The sequence below is a fragment of the Hankyongella ginsenosidimutans genome (assembly GCF_005144965.1).
Lineage (GTDB): Bacteria > Pseudomonadota > Alphaproteobacteria > Sphingomonadales > Sphingomonadaceae > Hankyongella > Hankyongella ginsenosidimutans.
The window spans coordinates 2103897-2130545 of the sequence record NZ_CP039704.1 but is presented as its reverse complement, the minus strand read 5'-3'; the positions used below and the strand labels follow the sequence as shown (position 1 = coordinate 2130545).

At 62.6% G+C, this 26649-nt stretch carries 31 protein-coding genes, 1 tRNA gene and 2 pseudogenes; 2 read left to right on the top strand and 32 right to left on the bottom strand.

Annotated features, from left to right (window positions below):
* Window positions 1-23: 23 nt before the first annotated feature.
* From E6W36_RS12505 to E6W36_RS19270, 26 genes and pseudogenes are all read right to left on the bottom strand, one after another.
* Window positions 24-2840, bottom strand: coding sequence for a hypothetical protein (locus E6W36_RS12505; RefSeq protein WP_222872794.1), 2817 nt, complete (start codon window positions 2838-2840; stop codon window positions 24-26).
* 70 nt (window positions 2841-2910) lie between these two features.
* Window positions 2911-4986, bottom strand: a complete 2076-nt coding sequence (locus E6W36_RS12500) for a hypothetical protein (protein WP_222872793.1) — start codon at window positions 4984-4986, stop codon at window positions 2911-2913.
* A 17-nt stretch (window positions 4987-5003) separates the two neighbouring features.
* Window positions 5004-7265, bottom strand: a complete 2262-nt coding sequence (locus E6W36_RS12495; protein ID WP_222872792.1) for a hypothetical protein — start codon at window positions 7263-7265, stop codon at window positions 5004-5006.
* An 11-nt stretch (window positions 7266-7276) separates the two neighbouring features.
* Window positions 7277-7606, bottom strand: coding sequence for a hypothetical protein (locus tag E6W36_RS12490; protein ID WP_222872791.1), 330 nt, complete (start codon window positions 7604-7606; stop codon window positions 7277-7279).
* A gap of 28 nt (window positions 7607-7634) precedes the next feature.
* A complete protein-coding gene (locus tag E6W36_RS12485) occupies window positions 7635-7997 on the bottom strand; it encodes a hypothetical protein (RefSeq protein WP_222872790.1) in 363 nt (120 codons plus the stop codon).
* Complete coding sequence (locus E6W36_RS12480; RefSeq protein ID WP_222872789.1) at window positions 7961-8722, bottom strand: hypothetical protein; 762 nt, start codon at window positions 8720-8722, stop codon at window positions 7961-7963. Before E6W36_RS12480 ends, E6W36_RS12485 begins: the two co-directional genes overlap by 37 nt.
* A 162-nt stretch (window positions 8723-8884) precedes the next feature.
* Window positions 8885-9172, bottom strand: coding sequence for a hypothetical protein (locus E6W36_RS12475; protein WP_222872788.1), 288 nt, complete (start codon window positions 9170-9172; stop codon window positions 8885-8887).
* Window positions 9173-9351: 179 nt separating this feature from the next.
* The gene (locus tag E6W36_RS12470) at window positions 9352-9936 is read right to left on the bottom strand and encodes a hypothetical protein (protein ID WP_222872787.1); all 585 of its coding nucleotides are present in this window, start codon (window positions 9934-9936) and stop codon (window positions 9352-9354) included.
* Window positions 9933-10181, bottom strand: a complete 249-nt coding sequence (locus E6W36_RS12465; protein ID WP_222872786.1) for a hypothetical protein — start codon at window positions 10179-10181, stop codon at window positions 9933-9935. The genes E6W36_RS12470 and E6W36_RS12465 overlap by 4 nt, the downstream gene beginning before the upstream one ends.
* On the bottom strand, window positions 10130-11305 hold the full coding sequence (locus E6W36_RS12460) for a hypothetical protein (RefSeq protein ID WP_222872785.1): 1176 nt from the start codon (window positions 11303-11305) through the stop codon (window positions 10130-10132). Before E6W36_RS12460 ends, E6W36_RS12465 begins: the two co-directional genes overlap by 52 nt.
* Entirely contained in the window at window positions 11221-12060 is an 840-nt protein-coding gene (locus tag E6W36_RS12455) for a hypothetical protein (protein WP_246048340.1), read from the bottom strand. Before E6W36_RS12455 ends, E6W36_RS12460 begins: the two co-directional genes overlap by 85 nt.
* Window positions 12042-12779: a hypothetical protein gene (locus E6W36_RS19280; RefSeq protein ID WP_246047691.1), complete on the bottom strand. Its 738-nt coding sequence runs from the start codon at window positions 12777-12779 to the stop codon at window positions 12042-12044. The genes E6W36_RS12455 and E6W36_RS19280 overlap by 19 nt, the downstream gene beginning before the upstream one ends.
* On the bottom strand, window positions 12776-12985 hold the full coding sequence (locus E6W36_RS12450; RefSeq protein WP_222872783.1) for a hypothetical protein: 210 nt from the start codon (window positions 12983-12985) through the stop codon (window positions 12776-12778). The genes E6W36_RS19280 and E6W36_RS12450 overlap by 4 nt, the downstream gene beginning before the upstream one ends.
* 140 nt (window positions 12986-13125) lie before the next feature.
* Entirely contained in the window at window positions 13126-13506 is a 381-nt protein-coding gene (locus tag E6W36_RS12445) for a hypothetical protein (protein ID WP_222872782.1), read from the bottom strand.
* 2 nt (window positions 13507-13508) lie between these two features.
* Window positions 13509-13697, bottom strand: coding sequence for a putative porin (locus E6W36_RS12440; protein ID WP_246048339.1), 189 nt, complete (start codon window positions 13695-13697; stop codon window positions 13509-13511).
* On the bottom strand, window positions 13624-14049 hold the full coding sequence (locus E6W36_RS23565) for a hypothetical protein (RefSeq protein ID WP_425459736.1): 426 nt from the start codon (window positions 14047-14049) through the stop codon (window positions 13624-13626). Before E6W36_RS23565 ends, E6W36_RS12440 begins: the two co-directional genes overlap by 74 nt.
* A gap of 1 nt (window position 14050) precedes the next feature.
* Window positions 14051-15193, bottom strand: coding sequence for a putative porin (locus E6W36_RS12430; RefSeq protein ID WP_222872780.1), 1143 nt, complete (start codon window positions 15191-15193; stop codon window positions 14051-14053).
* Window positions 15102-15632: an energy transducer TonB gene (locus E6W36_RS23560; RefSeq protein ID WP_222872779.1), complete on the bottom strand. Its 531-nt coding sequence runs from the start codon at window positions 15630-15632 to the stop codon at window positions 15102-15104. Before E6W36_RS23560 ends, E6W36_RS12430 begins: the two co-directional genes overlap by 92 nt.
* On the bottom strand, window positions 15593-16111 hold the full coding sequence (locus E6W36_RS12420; protein WP_222872778.1) for a hypothetical protein: 519 nt from the start codon (window positions 16109-16111) through the stop codon (window positions 15593-15595). The genes E6W36_RS23560 and E6W36_RS12420 overlap by 40 nt, the downstream gene beginning before the upstream one ends.
* Before the next feature lie 3 nt (window positions 16112-16114).
* Window positions 16115-16472 (bottom strand): annotated as a pseudogene (locus tag E6W36_RS12415) (ExbD/TolR family protein).
* Window positions 16473-16545: 73 nt separating this feature from the next.
* Entirely contained in the window at window positions 16546-17064 is a 519-nt protein-coding gene (locus E6W36_RS12410; RefSeq protein WP_222872777.1) for a MotA/TolQ/ExbB proton channel family protein, read from the bottom strand.
* The gene (locus tag E6W36_RS12405) at window positions 17061-18305 is read right to left on the bottom strand and encodes a DUF2341 domain-containing protein (RefSeq protein ID WP_222872776.1); all 1245 of its coding nucleotides are present in this window, start codon (window positions 18303-18305) and stop codon (window positions 17061-17063) included. Before E6W36_RS12405 ends, E6W36_RS12410 begins: the two co-directional genes overlap by 4 nt.
* Window positions 18306-18358: 53 nt before the next feature.
* Complete coding sequence (locus E6W36_RS12400) at window positions 18359-18529, bottom strand: hypothetical protein (protein WP_222872775.1); 171 nt, start codon at window positions 18527-18529, stop codon at window positions 18359-18361.
* A gap of 143 nt (window positions 18530-18672) precedes the next feature.
* Window positions 18673-18930 (bottom strand): ShlB/FhaC/HecB family hemolysin secretion/activation protein, encoded by a 258-nt coding sequence (locus tag E6W36_RS20850; protein WP_222872774.1) that lies wholly within the window; start codon window positions 18928-18930, stop codon window positions 18673-18675.
* Window positions 18927-19532, bottom strand: a complete 606-nt coding sequence (locus E6W36_RS19275; RefSeq protein WP_281277546.1) for a ShlB/FhaC/HecB family hemolysin secretion/activation protein — start codon at window positions 19530-19532, stop codon at window positions 18927-18929. Before E6W36_RS19275 ends, E6W36_RS20850 begins: the two co-directional genes overlap by 4 nt.
* A complete protein-coding gene (locus E6W36_RS19270) occupies window positions 19424-20047 on the bottom strand; it encodes a POTRA domain-containing protein (RefSeq protein ID WP_246047690.1) in 624 nt (207 codons plus the stop codon). Before E6W36_RS19270 ends, E6W36_RS19275 begins: the two co-directional genes overlap by 109 nt.
* 341 nt (window positions 20048-20388) lie before the next feature.
* Between E6W36_RS19270 and trmFO the strand changes: the two are divergent.
* Both trmFO and E6W36_RS12380 read left to right on the top strand, forming a co-directional pair.
* Window positions 20389-21753: pseudogene (gene trmFO, locus E6W36_RS12385) on the top strand (methylenetetrahydrofolate--tRNA-(uracil(54)-C(5))-methyltransferase (FADH(2)-oxidizing) TrmFO).
* A 50-nt stretch (window positions 21754-21803) separates the two neighbouring features.
* Window positions 21804-21877: transfer RNA gene (locus E6W36_RS12380), tRNA-Ala, on the top strand.
* Window positions 21878-22042: 165 nt separating this feature from the next.
* On the opposite strand, the gene E6W36_RS12375 is transcribed toward E6W36_RS12380, so the two are convergent.
* From E6W36_RS12375 to E6W36_RS12350, 6 genes are all read right to left on the bottom strand, one after another.
* Window positions 22043-22447 (bottom strand): toxin-activating lysine-acyltransferase, encoded by a 405-nt coding sequence (locus E6W36_RS12375; protein ID WP_222872772.1) that lies wholly within the window; start codon window positions 22445-22447, stop codon window positions 22043-22045.
* Window positions 22448-22810: 363 nt separating this feature from the next.
* On the bottom strand, window positions 22811-24178 hold the full coding sequence (locus E6W36_RS12370; RefSeq protein ID WP_222872771.1) for a hypothetical protein: 1368 nt from the start codon (window positions 24176-24178) through the stop codon (window positions 22811-22813).
* A gap of 152 nt (window positions 24179-24330) precedes the next feature.
* A complete protein-coding gene (locus E6W36_RS12365; RefSeq protein WP_222872770.1) occupies window positions 24331-24774 on the bottom strand; it encodes a hypothetical protein in 444 nt (147 codons plus the stop codon).
* A complete protein-coding gene (locus E6W36_RS12360; RefSeq protein ID WP_222872769.1) occupies window positions 24765-25727 on the bottom strand; it encodes a cadherin repeat domain-containing protein in 963 nt (320 codons plus the stop codon). Before E6W36_RS12360 ends, E6W36_RS12365 begins: the two co-directional genes overlap by 10 nt.
* Window positions 25712-26011 (bottom strand): hypothetical protein, encoded by a 300-nt coding sequence (locus E6W36_RS12355; RefSeq protein WP_222872768.1) that lies wholly within the window; start codon window positions 26009-26011, stop codon window positions 25712-25714. The genes E6W36_RS12360 and E6W36_RS12355 overlap by 16 nt, the downstream gene beginning before the upstream one ends.
* A gap of 270 nt (window positions 26012-26281) precedes the next feature.
* A complete protein-coding gene (locus tag E6W36_RS12350) occupies window positions 26282-26437 on the bottom strand; it encodes a hypothetical protein (protein ID WP_222872767.1) in 156 nt (51 codons plus the stop codon).
* Window positions 26438-26649: the final 212 nt, after the last annotated feature.

The following is a 26649-nucleotide window of genomic DNA, read 5'->3' as shown; positions in this document are numbered from 1 at the left end:
TGCTGGCGGAGTCCCCGAAACCCCTACGGTTTCCAAAACACCATCCAGATTAATCCTTCTTCCCGCATAGAGGCCGCTGCCAACGGAATTGCGCCGCGCCGCCTGTTCGGACGTGCGCACGACCGAGCCGGCGATGATGTTTCCGCCCGGCGCCAGGATGGTGATGTCGCCGCCGCGCGCTGTCTGCAGGGTCGCAAGACGCAGGTCGAGGTTGCCGGTGTTGACCCGGCGGACCTGGACGATCTGCCGGCCGGCCGCTGTATCCTGCAGTTCATAGTCCGAATAGCCGCGATCCGGATTGTACAGGGTCTCGACCGCCGCATAACCGCGGCTCGATTGATCGAAGGACGGGCTGTCCGGCCGCGACACCTGCTGCAGCTCGTTGAAATAAACTTCGCTTTGCAGAAACTGTCGCTGCACCAGCAGCGGCAGGCCGCGCAGCAGCGCGACTCCTGCCCGTACAGCCGATAGGCGTCCGCGAAGACGTCCGGGCGTTCGAGCGCAACCCGGTATGCATCCCCGGAGGACTGGAACGCTGCCTGAACCGTGGTTTGCCCCGGTGCCGGGCTGGCGCGCATTTCCGTACTGCCATCCGCGTTGCGGTAGGTACCGATGAAGGCGGCATCGGGGATGATGTCCGTGCGCCCGAAGGTTTCCTGCAGCAGCTCCGGCTGGTTCTGCTGCAGCCAGCGGAACAGGATCGGCGCATAGATCGGCTGTTCGCGGTCGGCGAACCGGTTGCCGAAATCATCCTCGATCTGCCCGAAGAAGCTGTCGTCGAGCCCGGCGAGGAAATCTGCGTCGGCGTTCACATAGGCATCGCGCAGGGCCGCAAAGTCCGCGCCGCCCGCCACGCCGAACGACAGGGTTAGGGTCGCGCCTTCCGCGCCAAGGAATGGGTTCTGCTCGTTGCCGACAGTCAGAATGCCACCTGGGATCGTAACCGTCGTATCTGTCCCCAGCCTCTGCGTGGCGACGGCGGAAGTGAGGAACGGGCCGGCGTCGCGCCCGGCTTCGACGAACAGGCTCCCCGGCCCGCCAAGCACAATGCTGTTGCCCAAAACCGTCGGCTGGGCTCTGACGAGTTGATTGCCGGCTTCTAGAGAAGAGCTAGGCTCTCGCAGGGCAGTTCTCAGTTCAACCGTCGCCGTCAGGTCGCGGCCAGCGACGATCCGGGTGACATCGTCGCGATTAATGTTCTGCCCGATGTAGATGATGTTGACGATGTCGCGCGCCGCCGACACCCGCGCCTGCTTGGGCAGGTTGAGCGACAGGTCGATCAGATCGCCGCCTGAGGCAATGCGCACCGGCTCCGAGTTGTTGAGATGCGTCGGGATCGGATTATGGAATTGCACCAGCTGCGAGAATGACGTGTCGAGAGCATAGGGTTGGAACGGAGGAGACGTGTTTGACGTGGTGTTGCTAACCCCGAATTCTAACGGCACGATTTGCTCCGGCAGGGCAGCCGCGTAGGGTGCATTCTCGGCGTCGCTCATGGCGATTGCGGCGGCGCTCAGCGTGCCTTGCGCCAGCAGCCGCAATCGTCCCTCGGGGCTGGGGATAAGAGAGACAATACGATCCACGTTTCCAAGCAGTGCGGACTCGCCATCGTAGAAGCTGAGGCGGCCAGCGATGGACTGAATATCCACTGAGCCAGGCAACCTGGTCAAGATACCAGTAGTTCCGATACTATTCAAAACGTCGCCTTCGGGCACGATGTCGATCGAACCGTTGGCGCTGATGCGGATGCCGCTGGTCTGCGTAAATCCACCAAGGTTGTTGTCGTTCCCAAGGCCGGCAAAGCGCGCCGTCCCGGTCGCGCGGATGTCGACACTGGCGGTGGCACTTCGCACGGCAGTGCCGAAGTCGATGCTGGTCGGCTGCGTTCTGACCGTGCGCAGGCTGTCGACGCCAACAATGCTGCCGTAGGTGACGATGTTGGCTTCGCTGCCGCCAACATCGAAAAAGCCGCGCTGGATGTCCCCGAACACCGACACGTCGAGGTCACCGCCGGCATCATATTGCGGCCCCAGTGTCGTCAGGAGTTCAGCGCCGCCGCCACTGACGACCACCTGCGAGACGCTACTAGTCGAGACGAGGGTTGCGTCGGACAATTCCCCCGATACGCACCTTGACGTCCCCGCCGCCGAGCGTGCCAACAGCCTCCGCCGTGTTGGCGGCCGATATGCGCACGCGCTCCTGTGCGGTGTCGCGTAAAGCGGTGGGCACATTGTTGAGTAACCACGGCGTGGTGAAACTGCCGTCGAGAACCCGGCTGAAGTCGTCGCGCTGCGCCAGCGGGAACCACCTGCCGCAATGGCGACGTCGCCGCCCTGCTGCAGCGCCAGTTCCGTGTCGACGATCTGCTGCGCCGTCGCATTCCGGTTGCGCACGGTCGTAAACTGTTCAGCATCCGTTTGCCCGATCGCCCGTGCGACGTCGCGGGTCACGCCGCTGAGCACATCGATCCCCGTTGTCGGCGTGTCCGAGGTCCGCGCACCAGCGGTGAACACCGGCGTCGACCCGACAAGGCTGCCGCCCGTGACCGAAATGACCTGCGTCAACCGGTCACGCAGGACATTGGCACCATCGGCGTTCAAGGTCCGCAGGTCGATATCGCCCGCTGCCGCCAGGCTTATCGATCCGGTTCCCGTGCGCACCTGCGCCCGCACGGCAACGGTCTGCGTGCCGGTCGCGCCAGTCGTGTTGTTGGTCGCGGTGAAGCCGGAGCCCGGTGCGGCGAGCGCGTCGCCGAAGGTGCCGCCAGCGGACTGCAGGAAAGCGGCGGCGCGACCGACGGTGGTGTTGACCGACTGCACGACGCCGCCCGTGATCGTCAATTCATCAGGGGTGAAAAGCCCTGCGCCGCTTGCCGCAGCACGGTCAGGGCCGCATTCTGCGTGTCGAAGGTCAAGCGAGTCGGGGTGTCGTCGGAAACGGTGAAGTAAGCCGCCAGCACACCGGTCCGCCAATCCGCGGACTGACCACGGAGGAATCTAGTGGAGTCGCACCCGGTATGTTCTGGTCTAGGACAAACGCAACATTGTCGGAGAAGCGAGTCGCCCCGATAGCGCCGCGCGTATAGGTATACTGGCTGTCGAACCCGATCCGCAGGTCGGCGTCGCCGGTCACCCGGGTCGAGGCCGGGTCGTTGCCGCCGAGCGCGCCAGCCGTCAGCCGGAGCGTCGCCGAGCCGGGTGCCACGCCGTCGATCAGCGGGAACACTTCCGCGCTCTCCAGCGGATCGTTGCCGGTCGCCGCGGCATTGTTTGCCGCCATCGAATAGGGCGCGAGCGGGTTGATCTGTGTGACGCTGGTAGTTCCGAACGCGACTACCAGGCCCTGGTCTTCATCGAAAGTCGTTGTGAAGGCCGCATCGACCACGCGGGCGGCGCCGGGCTGCGGCGCACCGCCGAGGCTGACCTGGCGGAAAGCCGTATCACTCTGGTCACGGAAATTGAAGAAGCCGTCGGTGATGCTGCCGCGAATGTTCAGGTCGCCGCCGGCCAGGAAATTGATGGTCGGCGCAGCGCCGCGCACGTCTCCGCCGACACGGTAGAGGAATGTCCCGTAATCGCGCAGCAGTTCACCCTCGGCACCGCGCTGGACAAAATAGCGGCCAAGCGAGGGGTCCTGCCAGTTGTCGACCAGTGCCTCGCCCCGGTCGGCCGAGGCCAAGGATATTGACTGCTGCAGCCCCAGGTTCCAGTTCGACGCCAGGGTGATCTCGCCATCGTAGGCCAGATCGACGCCGGGTGCCGCTTCGAACACACCGGTTGCGTCCAGCCCGCTCAGCCCGGTTGCCGCGCTGATGTCGAAGTTCTGGACGAAATCGACGATGGTTCCCGGCCCGTTGTCGCCGAGGAAATTGACCTGCCCGGTTGGCGTGCGCGTGCCGTTCAACGTAGTCGGATCGAGGTCGGTGCGGACATCAAGGGTAATGGTGTCGTCGTTGCGGGTGATGCCTGCAAACGCGCCGCTATCCGCGATGCTCTGCAGATCGAAGCGCTTGACCGCCTCCAGCCGGACCGAGCGCGCGCCGAGGATCTGCCCGGCTGCGGCGACATTGACGCTGTCGGCGCCGGCCTGCTCGACCAGCGGTGCACGCAGGTTTACCGTGCCACCTTGGTCAGCCTCCACGAAGGTGTAGAAGGTGATGCCCTGGCGCAGTTGCGGCACCAGACGGTTACCGGCGCGGCGCGCCCCGACATCGATGACGGCGCCGCTATCGATCTCCAGGCTGGCGTCTTGCGCGCCGATGCCGAGGGTTACATCACCGCCATGTGCGCGACGTTCATCGGTGATCTTGTACCCCTCGGTATGCGCATCCAGCCGCGCCGAACTGGCGAGGGTCAGGCCGGCGTTGCCGAACAGTGCGATGCTACCGCCGCTCACGTTGTCGGCGTCCGCCGCCAGCACAGCGTCGATGGCGGCGCGGCCAAGCCCGGCGGCATCAAGCGTGCCGGCGATCGAGATTGCACCATCATTGGCGACCAGACGGATGTCATGCGCCTTCAGGGTCTGGCCGCTCGCCAGATCAAGGTTGCCCGCTCCGGTCTCGATATCGACACCGCCCGTGAAGGCGCTGCCGATGCTGGTCGCAAAGGCGCCGAGATCAAAGCTGTTTGCCTGCCGCAGCCGCAGCGCCGCACCGGCTTCCGGCGCAGCCGCCAGGATCGCCGCATCGAAGAAGCCGTTGACGTCGCCGCCAGCCTCCAAAGACAGCGCACCGGCCCGGCCAACACCGTCTTCGCCACCGCCGATGTTGAGCGTCACACCGGTGCCAAGCGTGATGGCATTCTGTGCCTGGACCGCGATCAGCCCACCCGGCGCCGAGACGCGGAACGGGTCCTGTTCGTCGCCGAAGACGCGCGTGAAGGTCGGTGCGGCCAGGGTGGCATCGCCTGTCAATGTGACATCGCCGGCGGTCGCATCCAGGGCCAGCCGGCCGGCCGTGGCGCGGATATCGGTGTCTGCAATCGACACCGACGTCCCGCGCAGCGTCAGCGACGCCCCGGCGTGCCGTCAGGCAATGCTGCGGCTGCACCCGCGCGTCCGGTGATCGACAGCGCACCAGCAGTCGAAATCGTATAGTCGATGGGACGGGCTGCCTCGCCGATCGCGATATCGACCGCACGATCGACGAGGATCGGGGTCGTGATGGCAAGCGCTGCCGACCCGGCACCCAGCGACCCCTTGCCCTGATAGAAAACACCATCAGTGGCAGCCACATTGACGGCCTCGAACCCGGCGAAACTGAACGCGCCGTCGTTCAGGGCCAAATCGCGCGTCGTCACGGAGAGCGTTGCGCCATCCACGGCGGCGGTCGGCGATGCTACGCTTGACGCACTGTTCTGCAGGGACAGATCAGCAACATTCAGCGCGACATCGCCGGTGCCGGCAAGCGCGAGGGATGGCGTATCCAGGGTCAGTGTGCCGAAGCTGTAGGCCCCGGAGAAGATCGTAATTGCGTTCAGGCTGTTGAGCGTCAGGCTCTCCGCACGGGCAAAAGACTGCAAGAGCTCCGGCGTCAGGCTCAAACGCCCGGGCGTCGGCGCCTGGTCGGCGGATGCAATCAATTCTATGGTGCCTGCCCCGATCGACAGGTTCTCCGCACTGATATCGAGCAGCGGATCAAGGCTGGACGTGCCGGTTGAGAGCAGCGCGACCGAGGTACCGCTCAGGGTCGCGAGGCCAGCGGTCAAAGACGCTGGGCTTGCAGTATCCTCAACATTGAGGCGCTGCACAGTGCGCTCGGGGCCGTTTGCCACGCGCACCAGCGCGCCTTTGCCCGTCAGGCCATCAGCCGCACCATCAATGATGTAGGGGCTGGTATCAGCGACAGAGACGCGCAGGTCCGTCGAAATCACAGCACCATCCGCCAGGACGATCGCGGAGCCCGCGCCATCGACGGCCAGCAGAACCTCGCCGGCAACCAGCGGCGCGCTGGCGCTGTTTTGCAGCGTGATCTGGTCGGCACTGATATCGAGGCTCGTCGAGCCGTCGCTGTTCTGGCTGCGGGTTCCGCCGATCAACAGGCTGCCGGCATTGAGGTTGGTGAGCGCGCGCGACGACAGCGCCACGACCGCATCGCCGCCGCCTGTCCCGGTATCGCTGATGAAGATGCTCGTACCGGTGATGTCGACCTGCGATCCGCGCCCGCCCTGCGCCGCCTGCGCCAGGAAGGCGGCGTCGATCTGCAGGGTGTTGACCGGATTGATGGTCAAGCGCGCAGCATCGCGCGGCAGTTGCGGGACGGCGCGCCCGGCACGCACATTGGCACTCTCAACGGCGGACGAGAACGATGTCAGCGCAATGTTCGAGGACTGCCGGAACACTTCCTGCGATTGCACATTGAACACGCGAATCTGGGACTCTTCGCTGTTGCCGAGCCCATAGCGGCCGGCGACCAAGGTCGCCCCGCCCTGCAGTTGCCGCGATTGCCCGGCGATGCCGGTGCTGGATTGCTCGACGACCCGGAAGCCGCCCGGCAGCAGCGCATATTGTGCCGGAAGCAGCGTGTACCATCCTGCAGCCAGGCCCGGCGACGCCTCGAGATAGACCCGACGCCCGACTTGACTGGACGCATAGGGGATCGTAACTGGTGCCGGCAACACCGGGGTTGGGGTTCGAAAGAATGGGGTCCTGCAACGCCACTGGCGCATCGCGCAGGAAGGAACAACCGCGTATACCTGCCGGCCATCGGGGAACTGGAAGCCTATGCCGGTATCCGGGTCATAATTGTTGCTGCTGAACACATCCGTATTGACGCTATTCAACACATCGCGCGAGCCACCAACCCCGGAGATGAACTCATAGCCGTAGGCGTCGCCGCCGCCGGACAGGTCAACCTCGGCACCGGCATCGACGCTGATCGCATTGCCGGCGAGCGTCAGGCTGGCGCGCAGGTCAAGCCCGCTTTCCGCTAGGGTGCGCAGATCGCTGCCCGATGTCGGCGCAAAGAAATATTCGGTCTGGTCGGTGGTCGTACCGTAGGGGATCAGGAGCCCGTTAGCCGAGACCGAGGTGATGCTGCCCGGCCCGACCGAGAGCTGCTGCGTGACCGGGAACGGTGTATTTACAGTGGATACCAAACCATCGAAGACGCGAACCGGCGTCGCCGACCCGAGCACGATCTCACCGAGCGGCGCGCGCAGCACGCCGTCCTGCTGAATGTTGGCGCCCAGAACCAGAAGCCGCGATCCGGCCGAATAAGGCGTCAGCGGCGCGGTCTCCGCCGAGCGCGTCAGCGTTACCGTCGGCACGGTACCGTCAGTCAGGGTTGAGCCAAGATAAAGGTGCTGCCGGTCGTCGCAAAGACTTGCGCCGCCTGCACGCGCAACGTGCCCGGCGCGACGAACGCGCCCTCCAGAGTCGTCAAATCGCCATCGAGATGTGCGTTGAGCGGCGTACCCTGCGGATTAAGCCCATCGACGCCGATCAGACGCACGTCACCGGCGGCATTCAGGGTGACGCTTGCCAACGTGCTGCCCAGCGAAACAGACCCCACCAGGTCGATCGCCTGGGTATTCACGGTCAGGCTGTCCGTCGCGCCATCGGTCAAAGTGCCGCCAAAAGCGCGTTGCTGAATGGACTGCAGGCGCACGTAGGGGCATCGATGACAAGGTCGCCGCTTACCGAAATCGATGGTGCAACAAAACATTGGTGTTGGTCGGCAGGTTGGTCAGCAGGAACCCGCGGCCAAGCCTCAGATCGACATCGCCGATCGCGCGCAACGCACCCTGTACTTCCAGGGTCTCGAAGCCGGCGGCGGTGATCGTCTCGGCGGAAATCGCTCCGGCCGGCGCGGACGGGATGTCGAGATCGAGATTGACCAGCGTTGCCCCAGTCGTCGGCGCGGTTCCCGCTTGCCGGATCAGCAGGGTGCCGTCGCGTGCCGCGGGGTCGCCGCCGCGGGCGCGGATGTCCGCGCCGGTAATCAGGCTGCCGGCATTGAGCGTCAGGCTGCCGCCGGCGCTCCATTGACGCGAGGACACATAACGCCCGGCGGCATCCAACTGGTCGAAGGTGTCCGATACGCCGGAGAGATCCAGCACCGCGCCTTCCTCCAGTACTGCGATGCGCGCCAGGCGGTCAGCGCCGTCGTTGCTGGTCGTCTCACCCGAGACACCCCAGAAACCAGTAGATTTTGATTGATATCAGAGAAATTGAAGATATCCGGGAACGATTCCCCTATAGTAAAATACTGAATATCCAATGAACCGCCGCTGACAATTCGGCCAGTCCTAAGTAGATTTTGTGTAAATGGATTTACTCTTGCGCGTGGATTTCTAAGGCTCGCACCCGACAGATCGACAATTCCGCCCGATTCAATTTGCAATCCGACTGACGAATCCAAATCTCCGAGAAAATAAAGAGGGTTGAGACTATTTGCAACATCGATATTGCTGGATTGAGTAGAAAGGCCTCTCGTATTATCACCTAGACCGTCGATTGCTTCTTGGGTCAACCTGTCTTCTTCAACATAGACTGTGTTGCCGTCATCGTCGACCGATGGCGTCAAAATATCGGATAGATTTCTTATACCTATACTTAAAGTATTATCTACAGTGAATACTTCGGGCAAGCGTTCGTCGATGCCAATGGTCCCGCCGGGCAGTCTAATCGAACTGCCGCTCGACACTTTGATCTTCGAGGCGGTCAGACTTGAAGTGGCTGCACCAGTGATGGCTGCACCGTCTTCGATATCGAGTTCGGTCAATCCCCGAAGGTCAAGCTGACCGGCAACTGATCGAAGCTGTTGTTTGCGAGTGTTGGCTGCAGAAACGCCGATACGGCGTCACTGTAGAGATCGGCCCCGGTCTGAACGCCAGAATCTCTGTCCCCGGTGCGCCGCCGCGCAACCTCAGGACCTGATCGCTGGTCAGAAACGGTGAGAACCGCGCTTGTTCCAAGCGCAACGTCTGGCCCGCCCCGAGGCGTATGATTTCCGTATCAAGCAGGGCATTGAAGCCCCGGCAGAACGCCCATCGCGCGTCTGCAACTGGTTCTCGAAGATACGCGTTTTATAAACTGTGAAGTTATAAGATGCGAAGCCAAATGCCTCGATAAAATCCAACGGCAGTACAGTGCCAGGGCCGGTAAAGTCACCGTCGGCGTAAAGGCTTTCATAGTCTTCACGCGACAGCAGGCTGAGTGCGGGCGTCGTCAAGTCGAAGCCGCCGCCACCGGCAAAACCATGCCCTCTGATTTCGGCGTCTGAGGCAATATTAACCTGCGCCGTAATGTTTGCAGGATTGAGGGCATTCCCAGTTTCATCGCGCGTATTAGTTGGCGTTGGCCGTAATATGGCACGGAGTCGGTAATCGACACCAGCGCCGCTAAAAATATTTACGCCGCTGCCTCCCCAAGGCCAAAATAGACTGTCGAATTCGTCAGCGCCAGATTGCCGCCCCGTGACGTCAAATCGAAATTGCCGTCCGGATCGATGTAGCCGCCGCCCGAGACATCGATGACGGCCGACGCATTGAGGAGAATGCTGCCACTTCGATCAATGGCGACATTGGGGTCACCGGAGGCTTCTTGGATACGGCTGGCAACCGACAGCGAAATACTGCCACCGTCGAGATAGGCAGAGCCGCCACGGGCGAGCACGTCGATCACCCCGAAATCGTTGACCCAGCGTCCCTTGGTCGACAGCGTGCCATCGATACGGATATCAAACGAAGTATCGGTCAGCACATCGTCTGCCGTAGAAAAGCTCGAGCCCCGCAGGCTGGCGAACGTCTCCAGGTCGATCAGGCCCGACTGCGCGGTGATCGAACTGCCGGCCGCCACGCTGATCGAGCGCCCCGCAAATGCCGTGAACGCCCCGCCGTTCTGCAGCGTGATCGCAGCCCCAGCGTCAACGATGATCGCACCGCTGGTGACCAGGTTGGCCTGCGCAAAACCTTCAGAGAAGACTGAACTTCTCAAAACAGCGTCCCAGCCCGATCCGATGGTAAATCATCCGCTGCCGTAAAATTACTACCAAGATTATCATAATTTGATACTATAGATATATTACCGCCAGTCGGCCCTGTAAATGTTTCAAGAATTTGTGAAGTCTGATTTTCAGCATCATCTTCAGAAAGTCTCACAGTCTCAACAATACCAACTGCTTCGAAATCTAAATAGCCTCCAGATGGCAATTCAGACGACACTGCCTGTAATCGGCGCACGTCGCTGCGGATGTCGGAGGTCGCGGTACCCGGATTGGAATCGGCGATCTGGCGCGCCCCGACGACGACAGAGCCGTAAAACCGCCGTCGAGTGCTGCGGACTGCGCCTGGATCAGAATGGCGCCGGCATCGCGCCCTTCGATGAATTCCTCGACGAAACGTGAGCCGGTCGCGAGCGGGTTGGTAAAGCGCTGCTGGATGCCGAAGCGGTCCTGCCGCTCCACGCTCGGCTCGAGCAGGCTGACATAGGTCTCGTTGGGATCTGCAGCGCCGATATCGACGATCTGGCCGGAGGCAGTGACCAGGCGGCTGGTCTGCACCAGCCCGGCCTCGTAGCGCACAAACCCGCCCGAAACATCAAGGCTTGCGCCAGCTTTAATCACGAGCTGAGATGTTTGTGGCAGTATTGCGCCCGTTCTTTCATCAACTTGTGTGCGTACTTGCGTTCCAAGGCTGATGGTGCCGCCACGGGTCAGCAATTCGGCAGAGGTCACACCCACCTGTTGCGTAAAGCTGCCGGCCTCGATCAGCGGCGAACCGATCCAGGCGACACCATCCGCACGCACGCCCGACAGGCGCGGATCGACCAGCACGGTCGCGCCGCGCAGGAAGCCCTCGCGGTAGTCCGGCGTATCCCGCAGTTCGTTGCGGGTCACCGGGCGGATGCGCACGCTGTTGCGCGACGCCGGGACCACCAGATCCCGGATGCCGCTGACGTCGATGGCGGCGCCGGTGTCGATGAAAATACGCTCCGCAAACTGGGCATCGCTCAGCGACCGGCGCGGATCGCCGCCGCCGATCACCACGTCGCCGCCCGGCGCGTAGATCAGGCTGTCGGCCAGCAGCTCGAATTCGCCGCCCGTGCTGACTTGACGCTGATCGCTGTTATTCGCATCGCTCAGAAAATTCAGCCGCGCCGTCAGGCTGACGCGTGAGACCCGGAAATCGGCGACTACGTCCGGCGAATTCGGTACCGTCTCACCGTTGTCGTCAGGGGCGACGGCGACAATACCAAGGCTTGAATCGGGTGCACCACCGTTTACAGGCACCGCTGAAAGCGTGATCCGGTCTGCCACCAGGTCAATGAAGCCGTTGCGCGCCACGCTGGTCGTTGCATACAGCACGCCGCTGTTGACCAGGCGACCAAGGCTCGTCTCGTTCTCTGTGCGGGGGTACCATTCACGAGAACCGGCCTGCCCTCATCGTCGCGCACCAGGGTCTGGTAACTGTTGACGCCGGCAACGATCGAGAGATAACCGCGCGTGCTTTGGACAAGCCCGGTATTGGTCGCCGTAAAGGCACCGTTGATGCTGCTCAGCGGCTCGCCGTCGACTTCGCGTGAAACATGCTCTGAAATGTTTGCGCTGTAGGCGACAATGCCGCGGATATTCGGGTCAGCGGAATTGCTGGCACCTGTGGCCGCGCGCAACACGATGTCCCGACCGGCGACCAGGCTGACGCTGCCGTTGGTCGCCTGCAGCACGCCAGCGTTGCTGACAGCCGGAGCCGCAAGAACAAGGAACCCGCCGTCGCCCGTCGTCAGCTCTGCTCCTGCCTCGACAGTGACAGCGCCTTCGAGGCGATTTTCTAATGTCCCAGTATTGTTGCTTGCAGTCCCCAAAGTCGAAGTAAACTGCGCTCCCAGCCGTGCGACTGCTGGGCCACCAGTCATGGTCTGTCCTACCAGCAAGCGCCGAATATCGGCATCATTACGCAGCAGGCCGTCGCGCAGGAACGCCTCGCTGCCAGCCCGAAGCTGGTCGGCGATCGCGCGTCCTGAGTCAGTCGTCGGCGGCGCGGTAATCTCAAGGCTGGTCGCAATCGCGGCATGCGTATTGACCTTGGCGGTCGGGGTGAAGATCACGCCGTTCTGGTTGATGACGATGACCGTACCGTCCGCCTTGATCTGCCCGGCGATCCTGCTGGGGTCCGCCCCCGGCTCGGGTCGCGCAGACCTGTCGCCGGGTTCAGTTGGCCGACCACCCGGTTGAGGGCGATCCAGTCCTGCTGGGCGACGCCATTTTGCTTCTGGTCGAACACCAGCGTCGTCTCGCGCCCGACGTTGAACGTCTCCCACGACAGCACGGCGCGCTGCTCGGTCTGCTGAACCGTCACCGTCGTCTGGCCGTTTGCCACCGACTGGGTCGGTGCGTTCGCCCCGTGCCAGAGATTGAGGCCGGGGGTATCGACGGCGATATTCTCGATGCGCACGCCATTTGCGACCGGTTGCAGGCCGCCAGCCCCAAGCCCGTTCGGAATCGTCGACACCATCTGCAGCGCCGCCTGCCGCGCCAGGGCGTTGGCCGAAGCCCGTGCGGATACCGCTGCCGCGACGCGCGCCGCGTTGGTCGAGGCACGCAGGGCGACAGCGGATTGCGCACCCCGCCCGACCGGCGCACCCGGACGCGCCAGCGCCGCCGTCTGCGCTGCAACCGTCGCCTGCCCGCGCGCTGCTGCAGCCGACGAGCGCAGCGCGGCCGCCGATTGTGCATGGGCGAGGGTTGGCGCGCACAGCGCCAGCGCACCGACGCCGATCAGCAGACGGCTGCGCCATGCGGCGGCGGTTCTGGTCGGACGACCCGGCGTTTTCTGGCTCATGGTAACGATCCTCTGCTGGCTGGGGCCGGACGCAGGAAGTTATTGCGGCTGCTGCGGCGCATCTTGCGCGGCGGCAGGCGGCTGCTCGGTTGCGGACGATCCACGCGCGGATCGAAGGTCGAATTGTAGAGCTTGTCACCATAGGCTTGGGCTTCGTTCTCAAGCTCGACGCGCTTGGCCTGGATGAACGGTTCCCGCCCAAACAAAACCTTCCCGAAGCCGACATTCTCGTAGGCGGCAAGGATCTCCTTGCCGGTCCTGTAAAGCTCCTGGTTCTTGGTTTGGCAGATCGCCAGGGTGCCTTCGAGTTCCTTGGCCGCGCTGACGATCTGCTGGCGCTCCGTGGTCAGGCGATTGATTTCCGCGATCGCCGCCCGCCCCTTTCGTTCGCCGTATTCAGCTCGGCCTGGAGTTTGGTCACATTGCCCGCGCTGTCGCCGGCAGCCTGCTTGGCCTTTTCCAGCTCGGCCCGCAGAGCCGCAAGCTCGGCGCGCTGGGTGGCGCTCGCCTTGCCGTCGCCCCCGGCCGCCTTGGCCCGGTCAAGCTGCGCCTGCAGGTCGGCCTTTTCCGCCTGCCAGCTTGCCTGCTGCGCCTGGAGGGCGCGCAGTTCCTCGACCGACTGCCGGAGCTGGGTCCGCAGCCGATCTTCCATGGTTTGCGCCGATGCGACCGCAGGGGCCGCGACCGCCAGCAGAACCGATCCGAAAAGCAGGGCCTTCAGGGTCATGGCTAGAAACTCGCGTTGAGGTCGAGCTGCAGCACGTCAATGCCGAAGCGCGGTCCGTAGACTTGGTCCGCCGACAGCCAACGTCCGGTCAGCCACACATTATCGAACAGGCCGAAATTACCGGTGACGAAATAGCCCTTGGCGTTCGTGCCGCCGAGGTGGAAGTCGCTCTCGGTATAGCCATCGAGCAGCGCATCCGGTTCGATATACTTGTACCCGGCCGAGATGCTCCACTCGCCGAACGCGCGGGTTTTTCATAGCCGACCAGGGCGCGCACCAACCAGGCGTTCGGGCCGCTTTGCAGCTCCGCGGCCGTGCCGCCGGTGACCGGCGTCGTGCAGGGATTGCTGTTGAAGTCCGTCGTGCCGTCCGCGAGCGTGCCCGGGATGAAATTGTTGAAGGGCGTGCCGCGCAGCGGCAGGCCATTGGCGCAAGGCCACACAGGGTGCTTACGCTTTCATCGTAGGCAAGGTTGCGCACATAGTTGCCGTTCACCTTGACGATCAGGTCGTCGTTCAGCTTGGCTTTGATCTCAGCGTTCACATCAAGCAGGCGGTAGTCGAAGGTCAGGCCGAAATACTGCGGCTGTGCGAACACGGCGACGTTGGCCGGCCCGAGGATGCTGCGAAGGGGCGAGTGTATTGCCCTTGGTCTGGAACGCCGGCCGGTCCTGGTCTGTCGAGCATTCGTCGCCGAGGAAGGTGGCGCACGGCTCGGACAGGCGGCCCTGCACGCCCTTGAAGTGATAATAGGCCACCGCGCCGGTCGCGGTCACGCGCTCAATCGGCTTCCATTCCAGCTGGCCCTGGGCGGCGAACAGCCACTTGTCGCGGCTGCGGCTCTTGATCGCTTCGTTGGTCGGTTCGTTGGTCGCGGTGAATTGCAACGGGAAGGCACCGCCGCGCAGGGTTGCGGTCAACGGGCCGGACCACAGGAGGTTGCTGTTCAAGCCCAGCGCGATGCCATCGAAGTTCAGGTCCTCGTCCCAGAGAAGATCGGTCGAGAAGAACGGCACGGAGAAGCGTCCGACCCGGGCGTCTGCGAACGGCACCTCGACCTTGATGAAGGCTTGATCGAGGAAAATGTCCTTCTTGGTGAAGCCGCCGCCGAGATCGACGTTGGTGGAGATCGGGGAATCATTGTTGCCGGTCGCCAGGCGAATGGTGGCACTTGCCCAGTCGGTCAGGGCGACATTCACGCCGAGCCGTGCGCGCAGCCTCAACTGGTTGTTGCGGTTCTCGGTGCTGTTGAGCGTCGGGAACCCGGCGGTGTTGGTCGAGGGTTCGATATCGAGCGGCGACCCGCGGTTGATGGCCGAAAAATCGACCTGCAGGCCGTTGCTGTCGTTGCCTTCGGGGTAGAATTCATACTGGCTGCGCACGCGCACGTCGCCGAAGAAGCTGAACCGGCTGAGCCAGCCGGGAAGCTGGTTCGGCTGCGCCCAGCCTTCCGATTTGGCCTGGGCCATGACTTCCTGGCGCACCTCGTCCTTGATCTGGCGCTTGACCGTCTCCGGCACATAGGGAACGCGAACCGTACCCGGCGGTGGAGCCGCCGCGAGCGCAGGCGACGACGGCGCAGCCGCGCGCGCCTTCTCAGCCTCCGCCAGCGCCTGACGCATCAGCGCCTCGCCCTGCTCCGGCTTGATGATCCCTTGTTGAACCAGCAGCCGGATCAGGTTGACCATGGCGTTTTCGGAGGGGCGTTTTCAGAGGGGTGTTTTCCGAGGGGCCTGAGCGGCGGCAGATGCCGGCTGCGCATCCTGCGCCCAGGCGGCACTCGAGAACCCGCAAAGCATGCTGCAGGCCAGCATGGAGAGGCGCAGTCGCGACGTGGCGCGAATACCGGTGTAGAGGGCCATGGCTGTATTCCTTTGCTGACTGTCTTTGCGTGCCGTGGTCATACGTTTCGTTTCCCGCGCACGACGATGCGCTGGGGCCAGCGCATGGAAAGGGCGGACGGCCGAACCCGGCCTTGTTTTCAATCGCTTTGGCGACAAGGGTACCTGCCTCTTCGTCGCCGTCCGTTTTCACGACAGCCGCCTGGGTGATGCGCCCGTTAGGGTCCACCCAGATGTCCAGCTCCGTCACGAAGACGCGTTTGTTGACCTTGCTGTTGGACTGCACTTCCTGTTGCAGCGCCGTGCCCAGGTAGCGCCGGTAAAGGCTTCAGTTACGCCGCCGAGTCCGGTCCCCGTACCGGTGCTGCCAACAGCGCCGATGCCGCGGCCACTGCCAGATTTCAGCCCGAAGGCGTCGCCGCCTGCCTGGGCGTCGCCGGCGATGGTCGTCGCCTCGGCTTCCTCGGAGTTATCGGGCGTCTCGGTTGGTTCCGGGTCTGGAACCTCCTCGGGTACCACTTCTTCTTCTACCGGCTCCGGCGGCTGTTCCTGCGGCGGTGGCGGCGGCGGCGGCGGTGGTGGTGGCGGCACGAAGTCGATGATCTGGGCATCAGCGGCTTTGCGCTTCTTGCCCTCGACGGTCCAGAATATCTTATAGGCCGCAATACCGATCACGGCGAGCGCCACGCACGCGCCCAGAACGAGCGGCCAGGGGAACCGGCGCTCGTCTTCGTCCTTGTCGGTGGCCAGCGGCTCCTTCGCCATGGGTTATCCCGCCTGCGGTCTGCCGGTCACCATGCCGACCTTGCTGATTTCCAATTTGCGCAGCACGTCGAGTACCTCGACCACCTTCTGGTACTGCACCGTAGCGTCGCCCTTCACGACCACCGGGAAATCCGGATTCTGCGCTTTCTCACTGCGCAGGCGCGCCTCCAGATCGGCGATATTAGCCATCGGATAGGCGTCCAGAAACACCTGGCCGGCGTTGTTGACAGTAATCGCCTTGGTCTTGGGCCGCCAGGGACTGGGAGCTGCCGGCCTTCGGCACATCGACCTTGATGCCCTGCACGGACGCCGTGGTCATAAGAATGAAAATCACCAGCAGCACGTACGCGAGATCCAGCATCGGCGTGATGTTGATCTCGTTGTAGGCTGCCCGTCCGGTCTTGACGCCACCGCTCATCTGTCACCCCTCCCCTTCACTCGGCTGCGAGCTGCTGCGGCGGCGGCGCGGCCTCATGCGCCGCCTGCTCGGCAAGACGGGTGACCAACCGGTCAACGAAGATGCGCATCTGGTCCGAGAGCGTGCTGATCTGGCTGTTCAGATAGTTGTACCCGAACAACGCCGGGATCGCGCAGGCAAGGCCCGCGACCGTCGCCAGCAACGCCGCAGCGATGCCGGGCGCAATGGCGTTGACGTTCACGTCGCCGGCCAGCGCCACGCCGCCGAAGGTCTTCATCACCCCGATCACGGTGCCGAGCAGCCCAATGAACGGCCCGCCGGCGATGGCGATGGTCAGCAGCACCATGAGGCTGTCGAGCTTCTGGTTTTCCTCCACCTGGGTCGCATCGATCGCAGCGCGGATCGCCTCGACGTTCTCGGATGACAGGCTGCGGCCGCGCAGTTGGCCCATGCGGATTTCCAGTTCTTCGACCCCGGTCTCATAGAGGCGGAACAGCGGCGAGTTCTTCATCTTCTTGAGTTCGGCCGCGCTCACATCCGGCTGGCGCTCGATGCTGTGCAGTTCCCCGTCATCCGGCGGAAGTGCTTCATGAACACGGTGTTCGCCTTCGACGCCATCCCGAGATACGCGCCCTTCGACCACATCACCCATGCAGCGACTGACAGCATGAGCATGCAGATGACGATGACGACCCAGTCCGCCGCCGGCGTGTGGGAGACGATGTAGCCCAGCACGCCGCCGCCCTCGCCCTGCTCTTCGTCCTCGCCGAACTTGAGCAGCGGGCTTTCGGCACCCTCGAACGCATTCTCCGCCTGGATCGTCGCCGGCGATGCCGCAACTTTCAGGATGCGAAGCTCATCGATCGAGCCGGTGAACGGTGCGGCCTGCGTGCCACCGATGTAGATCGGGTCATTCATGGCTGGCGTGGTGCCCGGCGCCGAGACGGCCTGCTTGCCGTTGACATACAGCGCCAGCGTCGTGCCGTCGGCGGTAACCGCCAGGTTGGCCCACTGGTTCGGCTGGACCGTCTGCGGCGCGGTCAGGCGCACCGCGCCGACCGTGGCGTAGGGAACGCCCTCCGCCAGGCCGATGACGACCGAACCGCGGGTGAACAGGATGGAATTGGCCGTCGGCGCAGCTTCCTTCGCCCACAGGCTGACCGTCAGCGGCGATCCGGCGGCGAGCGCCAGCGCAGGCTTGGGCTCGACGACGATCGGGGCACCACCCTCGAACTTCGCGCCGCGCCCGATGATCGCGCTTTCGTCCGCGGCTGCCGGACCATTCTGCGCATTGTTCTTGTAGGCGGTCTTGTCGGAGGTCGGTTGCCCCGGCTGGTCGTCGAAGTGATAGACCAGCAGGGTGTTCGGATCGTAGGTGCCCGGCGTATCGACGGCGGCCGGTGCCTCCTTGTTGCCGAAGTACATCCACACCTTCTGTTGCGCGCCGCCGGCCAGCGCCGGCACGTCGACCCAGATCGTTGCAACGCCGAGCAGGCCATCGAACGACTCGATGTGGTAGGTCAGCGGCGTCTTGTCGTCCTCGGCGATGAACCGCAGGTCGGCACCGTTTTCATTGATATCGCTGAAGGCCATGTTGCCGTCGTGCAGGCGCACCAGCATCGGAACGCGTCCGGCCTCGCCGACCACGTTCACGCCAGTGGTCGTGGTGTCGAGGGTCAGCGGCTTGCGATAGGACCATCCCTGATCCCACCAGGCATGAGCGACGCCAGGCAGACTGGCCGCGGCGAGCGACAGGGCGACGAGAAGGGACCGCATGGTGCTCTCCTTGCGAACGGGGGCTTTGGGTTGCTGGTGGGCATGGAACATGGTCAGAACTCCGCGCGGACGCTGAAGGTGAAGCGGGGATCGCCGGACTGCGACACAGCCCCGTCGATGAAGGGGATGGCGACCACGAGATTGCTCTGGATCACCCCGAACAGATCGACCAGGAACCCGCCGCCGGCGCTACCCAGGCTGCCCTGCCTATCCTCGCCGGGCAACGCCCGCCGCCGCCGGGTCAGCGCACCGTCGACGAAGGCGAAAAGGCGTAACTGGTCGATGTTACGTCCAAGCGGATCGTAGAGGGCGCTCCCGAACGACGGCGTGCGGAACTCCAGCGACCCCTGGAAACCATCGTCACCGGTCAGCTCGGAAGTGAGGTACCCCGCACTGTGCTAAGACCGCCGGATGAGAACTGTTCGGAGGGAATCAGCGGGCCATTCGAATACTGGCCGTTCAGGCGCACGAACGTCAGCCAGTCGTTGCCAAGGTTGCGGGTATAGTCCGCACCCAGGCTCGCCACCACGAAGTTCGGTTCTGAGAAGGCGCGGCGACCGTCGCGCGCGTTCGCCTGATCCTGCGCGATTTCATTCGGCGTGCAGTCGTTCGGCACCGGGATCACGGCGCAGCGGGGGTGAAGCCCTGGAACTCGTTTACGCCGCTGCCCAGCCCGCGAATGCCGGCCGTCACGCCAATCGTGGCGCTGGCCTGCGCGTTCTCGGTGTTGTGCTGGAGTGTATAGCTGGCGCTCACCGGCCAATAGCGGATCGGCGCCTGCAGCGGATCCGCATCGCCGATCACCGTATCCTCCTTCGAATTCTTGTAGTCGAACCCGAAGGTGAAGCTGTGGCTGAAGCTGCCGAATTGCGGCAGGATGCGGATGCCGCGCACACCGACTTCAAAGCCGTTGCTCAGCACGTCCACGCCGCCGAGCGCCGCCGTCTCCGTGTTGGAGGTGCGGCCGATGAGCAGGATGCTCCACGGCGTGTCCCAGATCGGCGCGGAATAGGTGCCGGAGAAGGCTTCGGTGTCCGAACGCTGCTTGGGCGCGACGGCATAAGTGAATGCGATCGTGTGGCCGAGCTGGAACAGGTTTGTGTACCGCAACGACGCGTTCAGGCGGATCGGATCGGTGCCGTTGTTGTGGTCGTTGTTGACCTCGACGTCGAAGTGCAGCGGGAATTTTTCCTCGACCTTGATGTCGACGTCGAAGGTGCCGGGCACACGCCCCGGCTTGAGCAGCGGCGTACCCTGGCGATCCGGCGACCGGTTGAGCTCTGCGGTTTCCTTCTCGAGCTGCCGGAAGTTGGGCACCTGTCCTTCCGCGAAGGAGGGATTTCGTTTCTGATCTTGCTGGGCGCGGTGTATTTCGCGCCCACGACGCGCACGCGCCCGATCTTGGCCTCCACAACCTCTAGGCGAATGACGCCATTTGAGGCATCCTGCGGCGGCAGCACCACAACGACGGTCTCGTAACCCTTCTTCTTGTAGGCGTCCTCAAGCGCCGCGCGCGCCTTGTCGACATCCGCGTCCGTACGATCGGGACCGAGATAGGGGTATACGGCGTCCTCGATCGACACCTGGTCGAGCACGGAATTACCGACGATATCGTAGGCATCGATCGTGAGCGTGCGCTCCGGCTCAGCCGCCGGTTGCGAGGGCGGCGCTGCCGCCTCGGCGGGCGCGCTCGCGTCCTGCGCCAGCGCAGGTGCGCTCAGCCCATGCAGCAGCCACAGCAAAGATGCAGCGCAAGCAGGGTTTATGAACCGGGCTTTTGGCACAGTGGCTCCGCCGAACGTCGTTAACAAATACGCAGAATCGTAACACGAGCTACCGCCCGCTCTTAACATTCCAAGGGGCGATACCCAAGTTAACCCATGCGATCAAGACAAAGAAATTGCTGGATTATACACGCTTGGCCGTGTTTCTCCTATGTACTCAGGAAGGCCGAAATGTTACATTTTTTACAATTATTAGCCTGCTGAAATATATAAAGTTTAACGGCCAGCCCGGATTCCCGAGGATGTTGCATCGCAGCAACAGCCTTGCCACGACTTGCAAGGCATGAAATGACAACCCGATGACACGTGAAATCCTCCATATTGTCGGTGCCGGGCTGGCGGGCAGCGAGGCGGCCTGGCAGGCAGCGCAGGCGGGCGTTATGGTCCAGCTTCACGAGATGCGCCCGAAACAGCGGACCGACGCCCATCAGACGGACGGCTGCGCGGAGCTGGTGTGCTCCAACTCGTTCCGCTCGGACGATCCGGAGCACAACGCCGTCGGGCTGCTGCACGCCGAAATGCGCCGCACGGACTCGCTCATCATGCGCTGCGCCGACGCGACCCGGGTGCCTGCCGGATCCGCGCTCGCCGTGGACCGCGAGGCTTTCTCGGCCATGGTCACGCAGGCACTCACAACCCATCCGCGAATCACCCTGGTGCGCGCTGTCGTCGAGGACGTGCCCCGGAGGACTGGGGCAGCGTCATCATTGCAACCGGCCCGTTGACCCATGCGCCGCTGGCCGAGGCGATCCGCACCCTGACCGGGGAAGACTCGCTGGCCTTTTCGATGCCATCGCCCCGATCGTCCACACCGAGAGCATCGACTTCTCGGTGGCGTGGTACCAGTCCCGCTACGACAAGGATGGCGGCGTGGTCGGCGGCGGCAAGGACTATATCAACTGCCCCATGGACAAGCCGCAGTACGAAGCGTTCGTCCAGGCGCTGCTCGACGGCGAGAAGACCAGCTTCAAGGAATGGGAGGCGAACACGCCCTACTTCGAGGGCTGCATGCCGATCGAGATCATGGCGTCGCGCGGGGTCCAGACGCTGCGGTTCGGGCCGATGAAGCCGGTCGGCCTCACCGATCCGCGCACCGGCCGGCGCGCCTTCGCCGTGGTGCAACTGCGTCAGGACAATGCGCTCGGCACGCTCTACAACATGGTCGGGTTCCAGACCAAGCTGCGCCATGCCGAACAGGTGCGCATCTTCCGCACCATCCGGGGCTGGAAAACGCCCAGTTCGCGCGGCTCGGCGGCCTGCACCGCAACACCTTCATCAACTCGCCGCGGCTGCTGGACCCGCAACTGCGCCTGAAGGCCGCGCCACGCCTGCGCTTCGCCGGGCAGATCACCGGGGTCGAAGGCTATGTCGAGTCCGCCGCCGTCGGGCTGCTGGCCGGGCGCTTCGCTGCCGCCGAACTGCAGGGCCGCACGCTCGCGCCGCCTGCCCCGACGACCGCGTTCGGTGCCCTGCTGGCACACATCACCGGCGGCGCCAATGCGCAGACATTCCAGCCGATGAACGTGAATTTCGGGCTGTTTCCGCCGCTGCCGCAGGAGGTGCGCCGCGACGCCCGCAAGCCGGCGCTTGCCGCCCGCGCGCACGCCGACCTCGATGTCTGGCTGACGCCATTGCCGCGCACGGAAGAGGTTGTGTCGGCCTGAAACCGGGGCTATATCCCGCTTCTCAGCACGGGCCGAGCCCGGAGGCGCGTGGGGCCGTAGCTCAGTTGGGAGAGCGCAGCAATCGCACTGCTGAGGTCAGGGTTCGACTCCCTCGGCTCCACCATTTCTCTCCGCAGGGCCAGCAGAAGCCCGCCGTGCATGCCAGGCCTCGAACTACGCCTGTTAGCCTACTGCCCAAGGGTGATCCGCGTGCGGGCCCCTGTCGTGGGGTCCGTGCGGTGCAGGTGAAACCGCTTGTCCTTGAACGGCCCCTGGATGAGGTCGACCATCATCGCTTCCGAAAGCTTGTTTTCGGGGTCGCGAACGGCGAAATCAGTTCCAGCAGCCAAAGCCGATCGCCGGAGTTCCAGTCGCTCGCCTGTAGCCGTTCTCCGCGTTCGACCTTCTGCTCGGCCGAGGCGGACAGATTACCCCACAGCGCCACCCCGAGCGGCATCTGCTCGATGCCTTCCTTGGTGATCCCGGGCAGGAGTTGATCAACGTCCATGCCCTCCGTGCCCGGCAGCGGCCCGAAGCGAAACACCCGAAACTGCTCGACCAGGATCGCCGGCATGACCGACCATTCAAGGTCAGCGATTTTCAGGTGCTTGTGCACCGGGGACTGGGAAAACAGCCAGGTAATCTGCCCCAGGGCCTCGGCAACTGTCCGAGGCCCGCCTTGATCTTGCGTCATGTCAACTCCTTTTACTCAGGCGCTAGAGCGGCGATCTGATTCTATCAGGTCGAAAACCGCCCTAGTGTCGTGGAATCGAAGTTCGCTACACTGTGATATCGGGCGATCAAGCGAACTTCGATTCTGAAAACGACACGAGAAACAATATCTTGCTAGTGTCCTTCTCGAATCTGAAATCCAACCGCGCCTGATATTGAGTGTAACGGATTTCAGATTCGGGACACTAGACGCTTGGTGCCAACTGGGCAATCATGGCGTCGGTCCGGGCAAGTTGCGCTTCCGCCTGGATTTGCGCACCGGCGCCGGACTGCAGGCTGGCCATGGCTGCGATCAGCCGGTCCAGTTGCTGGTACGGCGCTCCGTTCAGAGTTTGGCGCGCAGCCTGCTGCGGGCGGACGCCAAGGCGCCGCTGAACAGTGCCCGGCGATCGTCCGACTGGGTATCAGCCAGCAGGCGGATCGCCCGATCCAGAGGATCGCCGAGCGGCAATGGCGTTACAGCCGGTCGCTGCACAGCCTGACCGGACTGCTCGGCCGGATCGGATGCATCCGCCGCCTGACCCTGTTGTGCGCCATCGCTTTGCCGCTGTCGCTCCTCGTCGCTGAGCGGCCGCGCGGTCGGGGCCGGGCTTTGCAGGTCCTCAAGTTCATCCGAGTCCACACCCGTCCCGGCGAATGAGCTCAGCCGCCGGTCGAGATCGTCATAGTTCGGCGTGAACGGATCGGGCACCACGGTCCGGCTTTCCTGCGCGGTCGTCTGTCCGCCGACCGGCGCCACGCTGCCGCTTGGTCGCCCGCCGAGCGCGGTTCGCTGCCAGGCCTCCCGTGGATCGAGGGCGAGGTCCTCCTGCAGAGTCGTGTCAAAAGTATCGCCGACAATCGGCGCAGCGGCCTCCTGTGGCGGCGCGGTGCCAACCGGTGCGCTCTCGGCTGCCGGCGTATCGTCGCGTGCGAACTGCGCGAGCAGCGCCGTGATCGAGACGGCGGGCAGGCCGAGCTGTTCCGGCAACCGTGTCTCGACCGGCGCCTTGAACCCATCGCCATTGCTGTCGGTCCAGAAGCGAAGTTCACGGAAGCGGGTGTCTGCCGCGGAAAGGATGCCGTCGCCGTCACTGTCGTAGGCTGAGAGCGCCGCCTGGGTGCGCAGGTCTTCGCCGTCGCGGTAGGCGCCATCGCCATTGGCGTCGATCACCAGGTGATACCCCGCTGGCAGATCGAGCGGCGGCACGGGCTGCACAGCCGCCTGCGCCACGGGAATTGCGGTGGCTGCGGGAAGGTCCAGCGCCTGCGCCGCATCGCCGGGTGCTGGAACCTGCGACCAACGCAGCGCCACGTCGCCGACCTGCCCGGTCGTGCCATCCGTGCGGGTGAAGCGGGTGATGCCGAAGATCACCTGCTTGTCGTCGTCCTCGCCGGGGCCGACGCCCTCGACATTGCCGAAATCGATGCTGGCGATGCCGGCGTCCGCCAGCGACTTGAGTTCGCCGGCATCCGAGACGCCGTCCTCGTTCGCATCCTGCCAGACCAGGAATTCGCCAAAGCGTTCGTCCCGGTCATTGAACAGGCCGTCGCCATTGCCGTCATAGGCGCGCAGGCCTTCCAGGTCCGTGCGCGCGCCCGGCAGATCCTGCAGGAAGGAAATCTCTGCACCCTTGTCGATGACGCCGTCACCATTGCGGTCCAGCGCCAGGAACGCCTGACCACCGGAAATCCAGCCTACCTGGTCCTTCACGCCATCGCCATCGACGTCGAAATTAGTACTTATGTTCGATGTAGTAATACTTGAGCCATCAAGAGCAAGCACAACAGGACCGAGAATCTTGCTTAACTCACTACGCCACTCGAGGCCTGTCCATTGATATCCACTGACAGCACTATTCCAATCTATTTTATGCCATCTCCACTTTCATATCTAGATTTTGCAGAGGCCGTAACACTTGTATCTCCCGTAACTTTATTATAAATACCAGTTAATATCCATGTTTCCCCATAGTCATATCGCCTATTGCCATTGGAGTCAGAAAATATAATGTTGCTTGCCTGGAAATAACCATTATTTTGTATCAAATAACTAACATTCTCTGTGTAAACCCACCCATTTTGCAGCAATCTATATGCCCCTCTTCCTGTTATAGCGCCATCATCATTATAATTATAAGCAACATCCTTCCTGACGATATCTTCAACATCGACATTAACATTGTACACAGTATTATTGATTCCATCATTTATATTGATTGGTACGTTAAATGATAAAGTTTGATCAACATCATCGCCCTGACCAGCACCGGGCAAATATTCATAATTTATACCATCTTTTATGTACAATTGATAAATATTCGTATAGCCGCTTTTGGCTTCAAACCTAGCAGGTTATTAAGAACACTGGTGCCCAGGGTTGTCGTAATATTATCATTATCCTGGTCGTTAATTGTAAACTCCGCAATTACTGTATTAATTGGTATATTCTCTTTAATACTTATTGTCGAAGGGCCCATATATACGTAAGGTGCATCATTCGCATTTGTAATATTTAATGTTATATTTGCACTATTTGCACTTATTTTTCCATTTGCCTTTGAGTAAACCGCAACAGATGTCGATTTATTATTTGCGGGAAGCGATTCATAATCGAACGCGCGAGTTATAGAAAGTTTGTAGTCCTCACTTATAGTATAATCACCGTACGTCGTAGAGCCATTAGAAAATACATAGCTTATTGCGTCACCATCTTGATCAATACCGCCACTTAATGTTGCAATGACACCAGTGACATTCTCAGAAACATTAATATTCTGTGCTGACGGCGCGCCCGGTGCATCGTCAGCATTGGTGACATAGACCTTGATGGTCGTGGCCGGCGAGCGGTTGACAGTACTGTTATCAGCGTCTGAACCAAAACCGTTAGAATTGGTCGCCTGAACCGCCAGAACTTTGGCTTCCACATAACGACCGCCAGCGTCTGTATAATAGAACTGACCTGGATAAAGTTGCGATGCGCTTTCATAATCGAACGCTGTCGCCACCACCAGGTTGGCCCCGGTCGCTGTCTGGTCGATGCGCAGAAGGCCACCTGGGTCGTAACCGGTGACGAAGAAATAATCGATTTCCTGCGGGTCACCGTCCGGGTCGCTGCCACCGGACAGGGCTGCGATCGTCGTGCCGGTGGTGTTTTCCGCAACCGGCACGGGCGTCGACGCGATTACCGGATTCAGGCGCTCGTCCGTATCCTGCAGCGTGAACGTTAACGTGCTGACCGCAGAGCTCAGGCCGTTCGCCACCGCGTGGAGTTGCACAGTCGTGCTGACCGTACTGCCCGCGTGCCGCGCGTGACGCCGAAGGCCGCCGCTGGCAGGTTTTCATAGTCAAGCGCGCCAGTCAGCTTCAGGTTATTGCCGTCAATCTTGAAGATCCCGCCAGGGTTGCTGTCCAGCGTCCAAGTGATGGTGTGACCTTCAGGGTCGGTCGCGCTGAGGGCCTTGCTGAAGCTGCCACTGACGGCCTCATCTACCGTCAGCCCCTCAGTATTCGTCACGTTGATCGGCGCATCGTCGACATTATTCACGCTAATGGTGAAGCGCGTCGCCGTACTGGTATGGCCTGCACTGTCCTTGGCTTGGATATCGAGGTCGACACTACGGATGGTTTCATAATCGAGGGTTGCCCCGATCTGACCACCACCTGATTGCCGCTGATTTCGAACAGGCCAGTCACGCTGGCATTTGCGATCTCGTAGGTGACTGCGCCACCCTCCGGATCAACCGCGCTCAGGGTCAGCCCGGAGACGGCCGAGCGTCCTGCGGCGTTCTCCGCGATCTGGTTGGCGGCCGCATTGCTATCGGACGGTGCGCTGGGCCTCGTCGACCGGGTTGAGGAACCCTCGATCAACGGTGACGACATGGCTTGCAGTCAGCCCATTATCATTGACCTGAATGGTCAGCGCATAGCCATTGGCCCGATCATAATCGAGCGTCTGCCCGGCCTTCAGCACCAGGCTAGCGCCATTGATAGCGAACTTGGCGTAATCATCGCCGCCGAGAATATTAAAGCTATAATTCCGGTGCCCGCGCTATCCGGATCGCCAACGGCAGCCAGGGTGCCGAGCACCACATCACTACCATAGACTGTATCCTCATTGGGGTGCGCTGCGGTAGGTGTCAGGCTCACCCCTGTGGGCCCGCCATTTACGGTGACCGAGACAGC

Coding starts and splice junctions, on each gene's coding strand:
- E6W36_RS12445 (WP_222872782.1), bottom strand. CDS start 13,506: ATGACCCTGAAGGCCCTGCTTTTCGGATCGGTTCTGCTGGCGGTCGCG.
- E6W36_RS12375 (WP_222872772.1), bottom strand. CDS start 22,447: ATGACGCAAGATCAAGGCGGGCCTCGGACAGTTGCCGAGGCCCTGGGG.
- E6W36_RS12405 (WP_222872776.1), bottom strand. CDS start 18,305: ATGCGGTCCCTTCTCGTCGCCCTGTCGCTCGCCGCGGCCAGTCTGCCT.
- E6W36_RS12420 (WP_222872778.1), bottom strand. CDS start 16,111: ATGGCGAAGGAGCCGCTGGCCACCGACAAGGACGAAGACGAGCGCCGG.
- E6W36_RS12430 (WP_222872780.1), bottom strand. CDS start 15,193: ATGGTCAACCTGATCCGGCTGCTGGTTCAACAAGGGATCATCAAGCCG.
- E6W36_RS19280 (WP_246047691.1), bottom strand. CDS start 12,779: ATGAGCCAGAAAACGCCGGGTCGTCCGACCAGAACCGCCGCCGCATGG.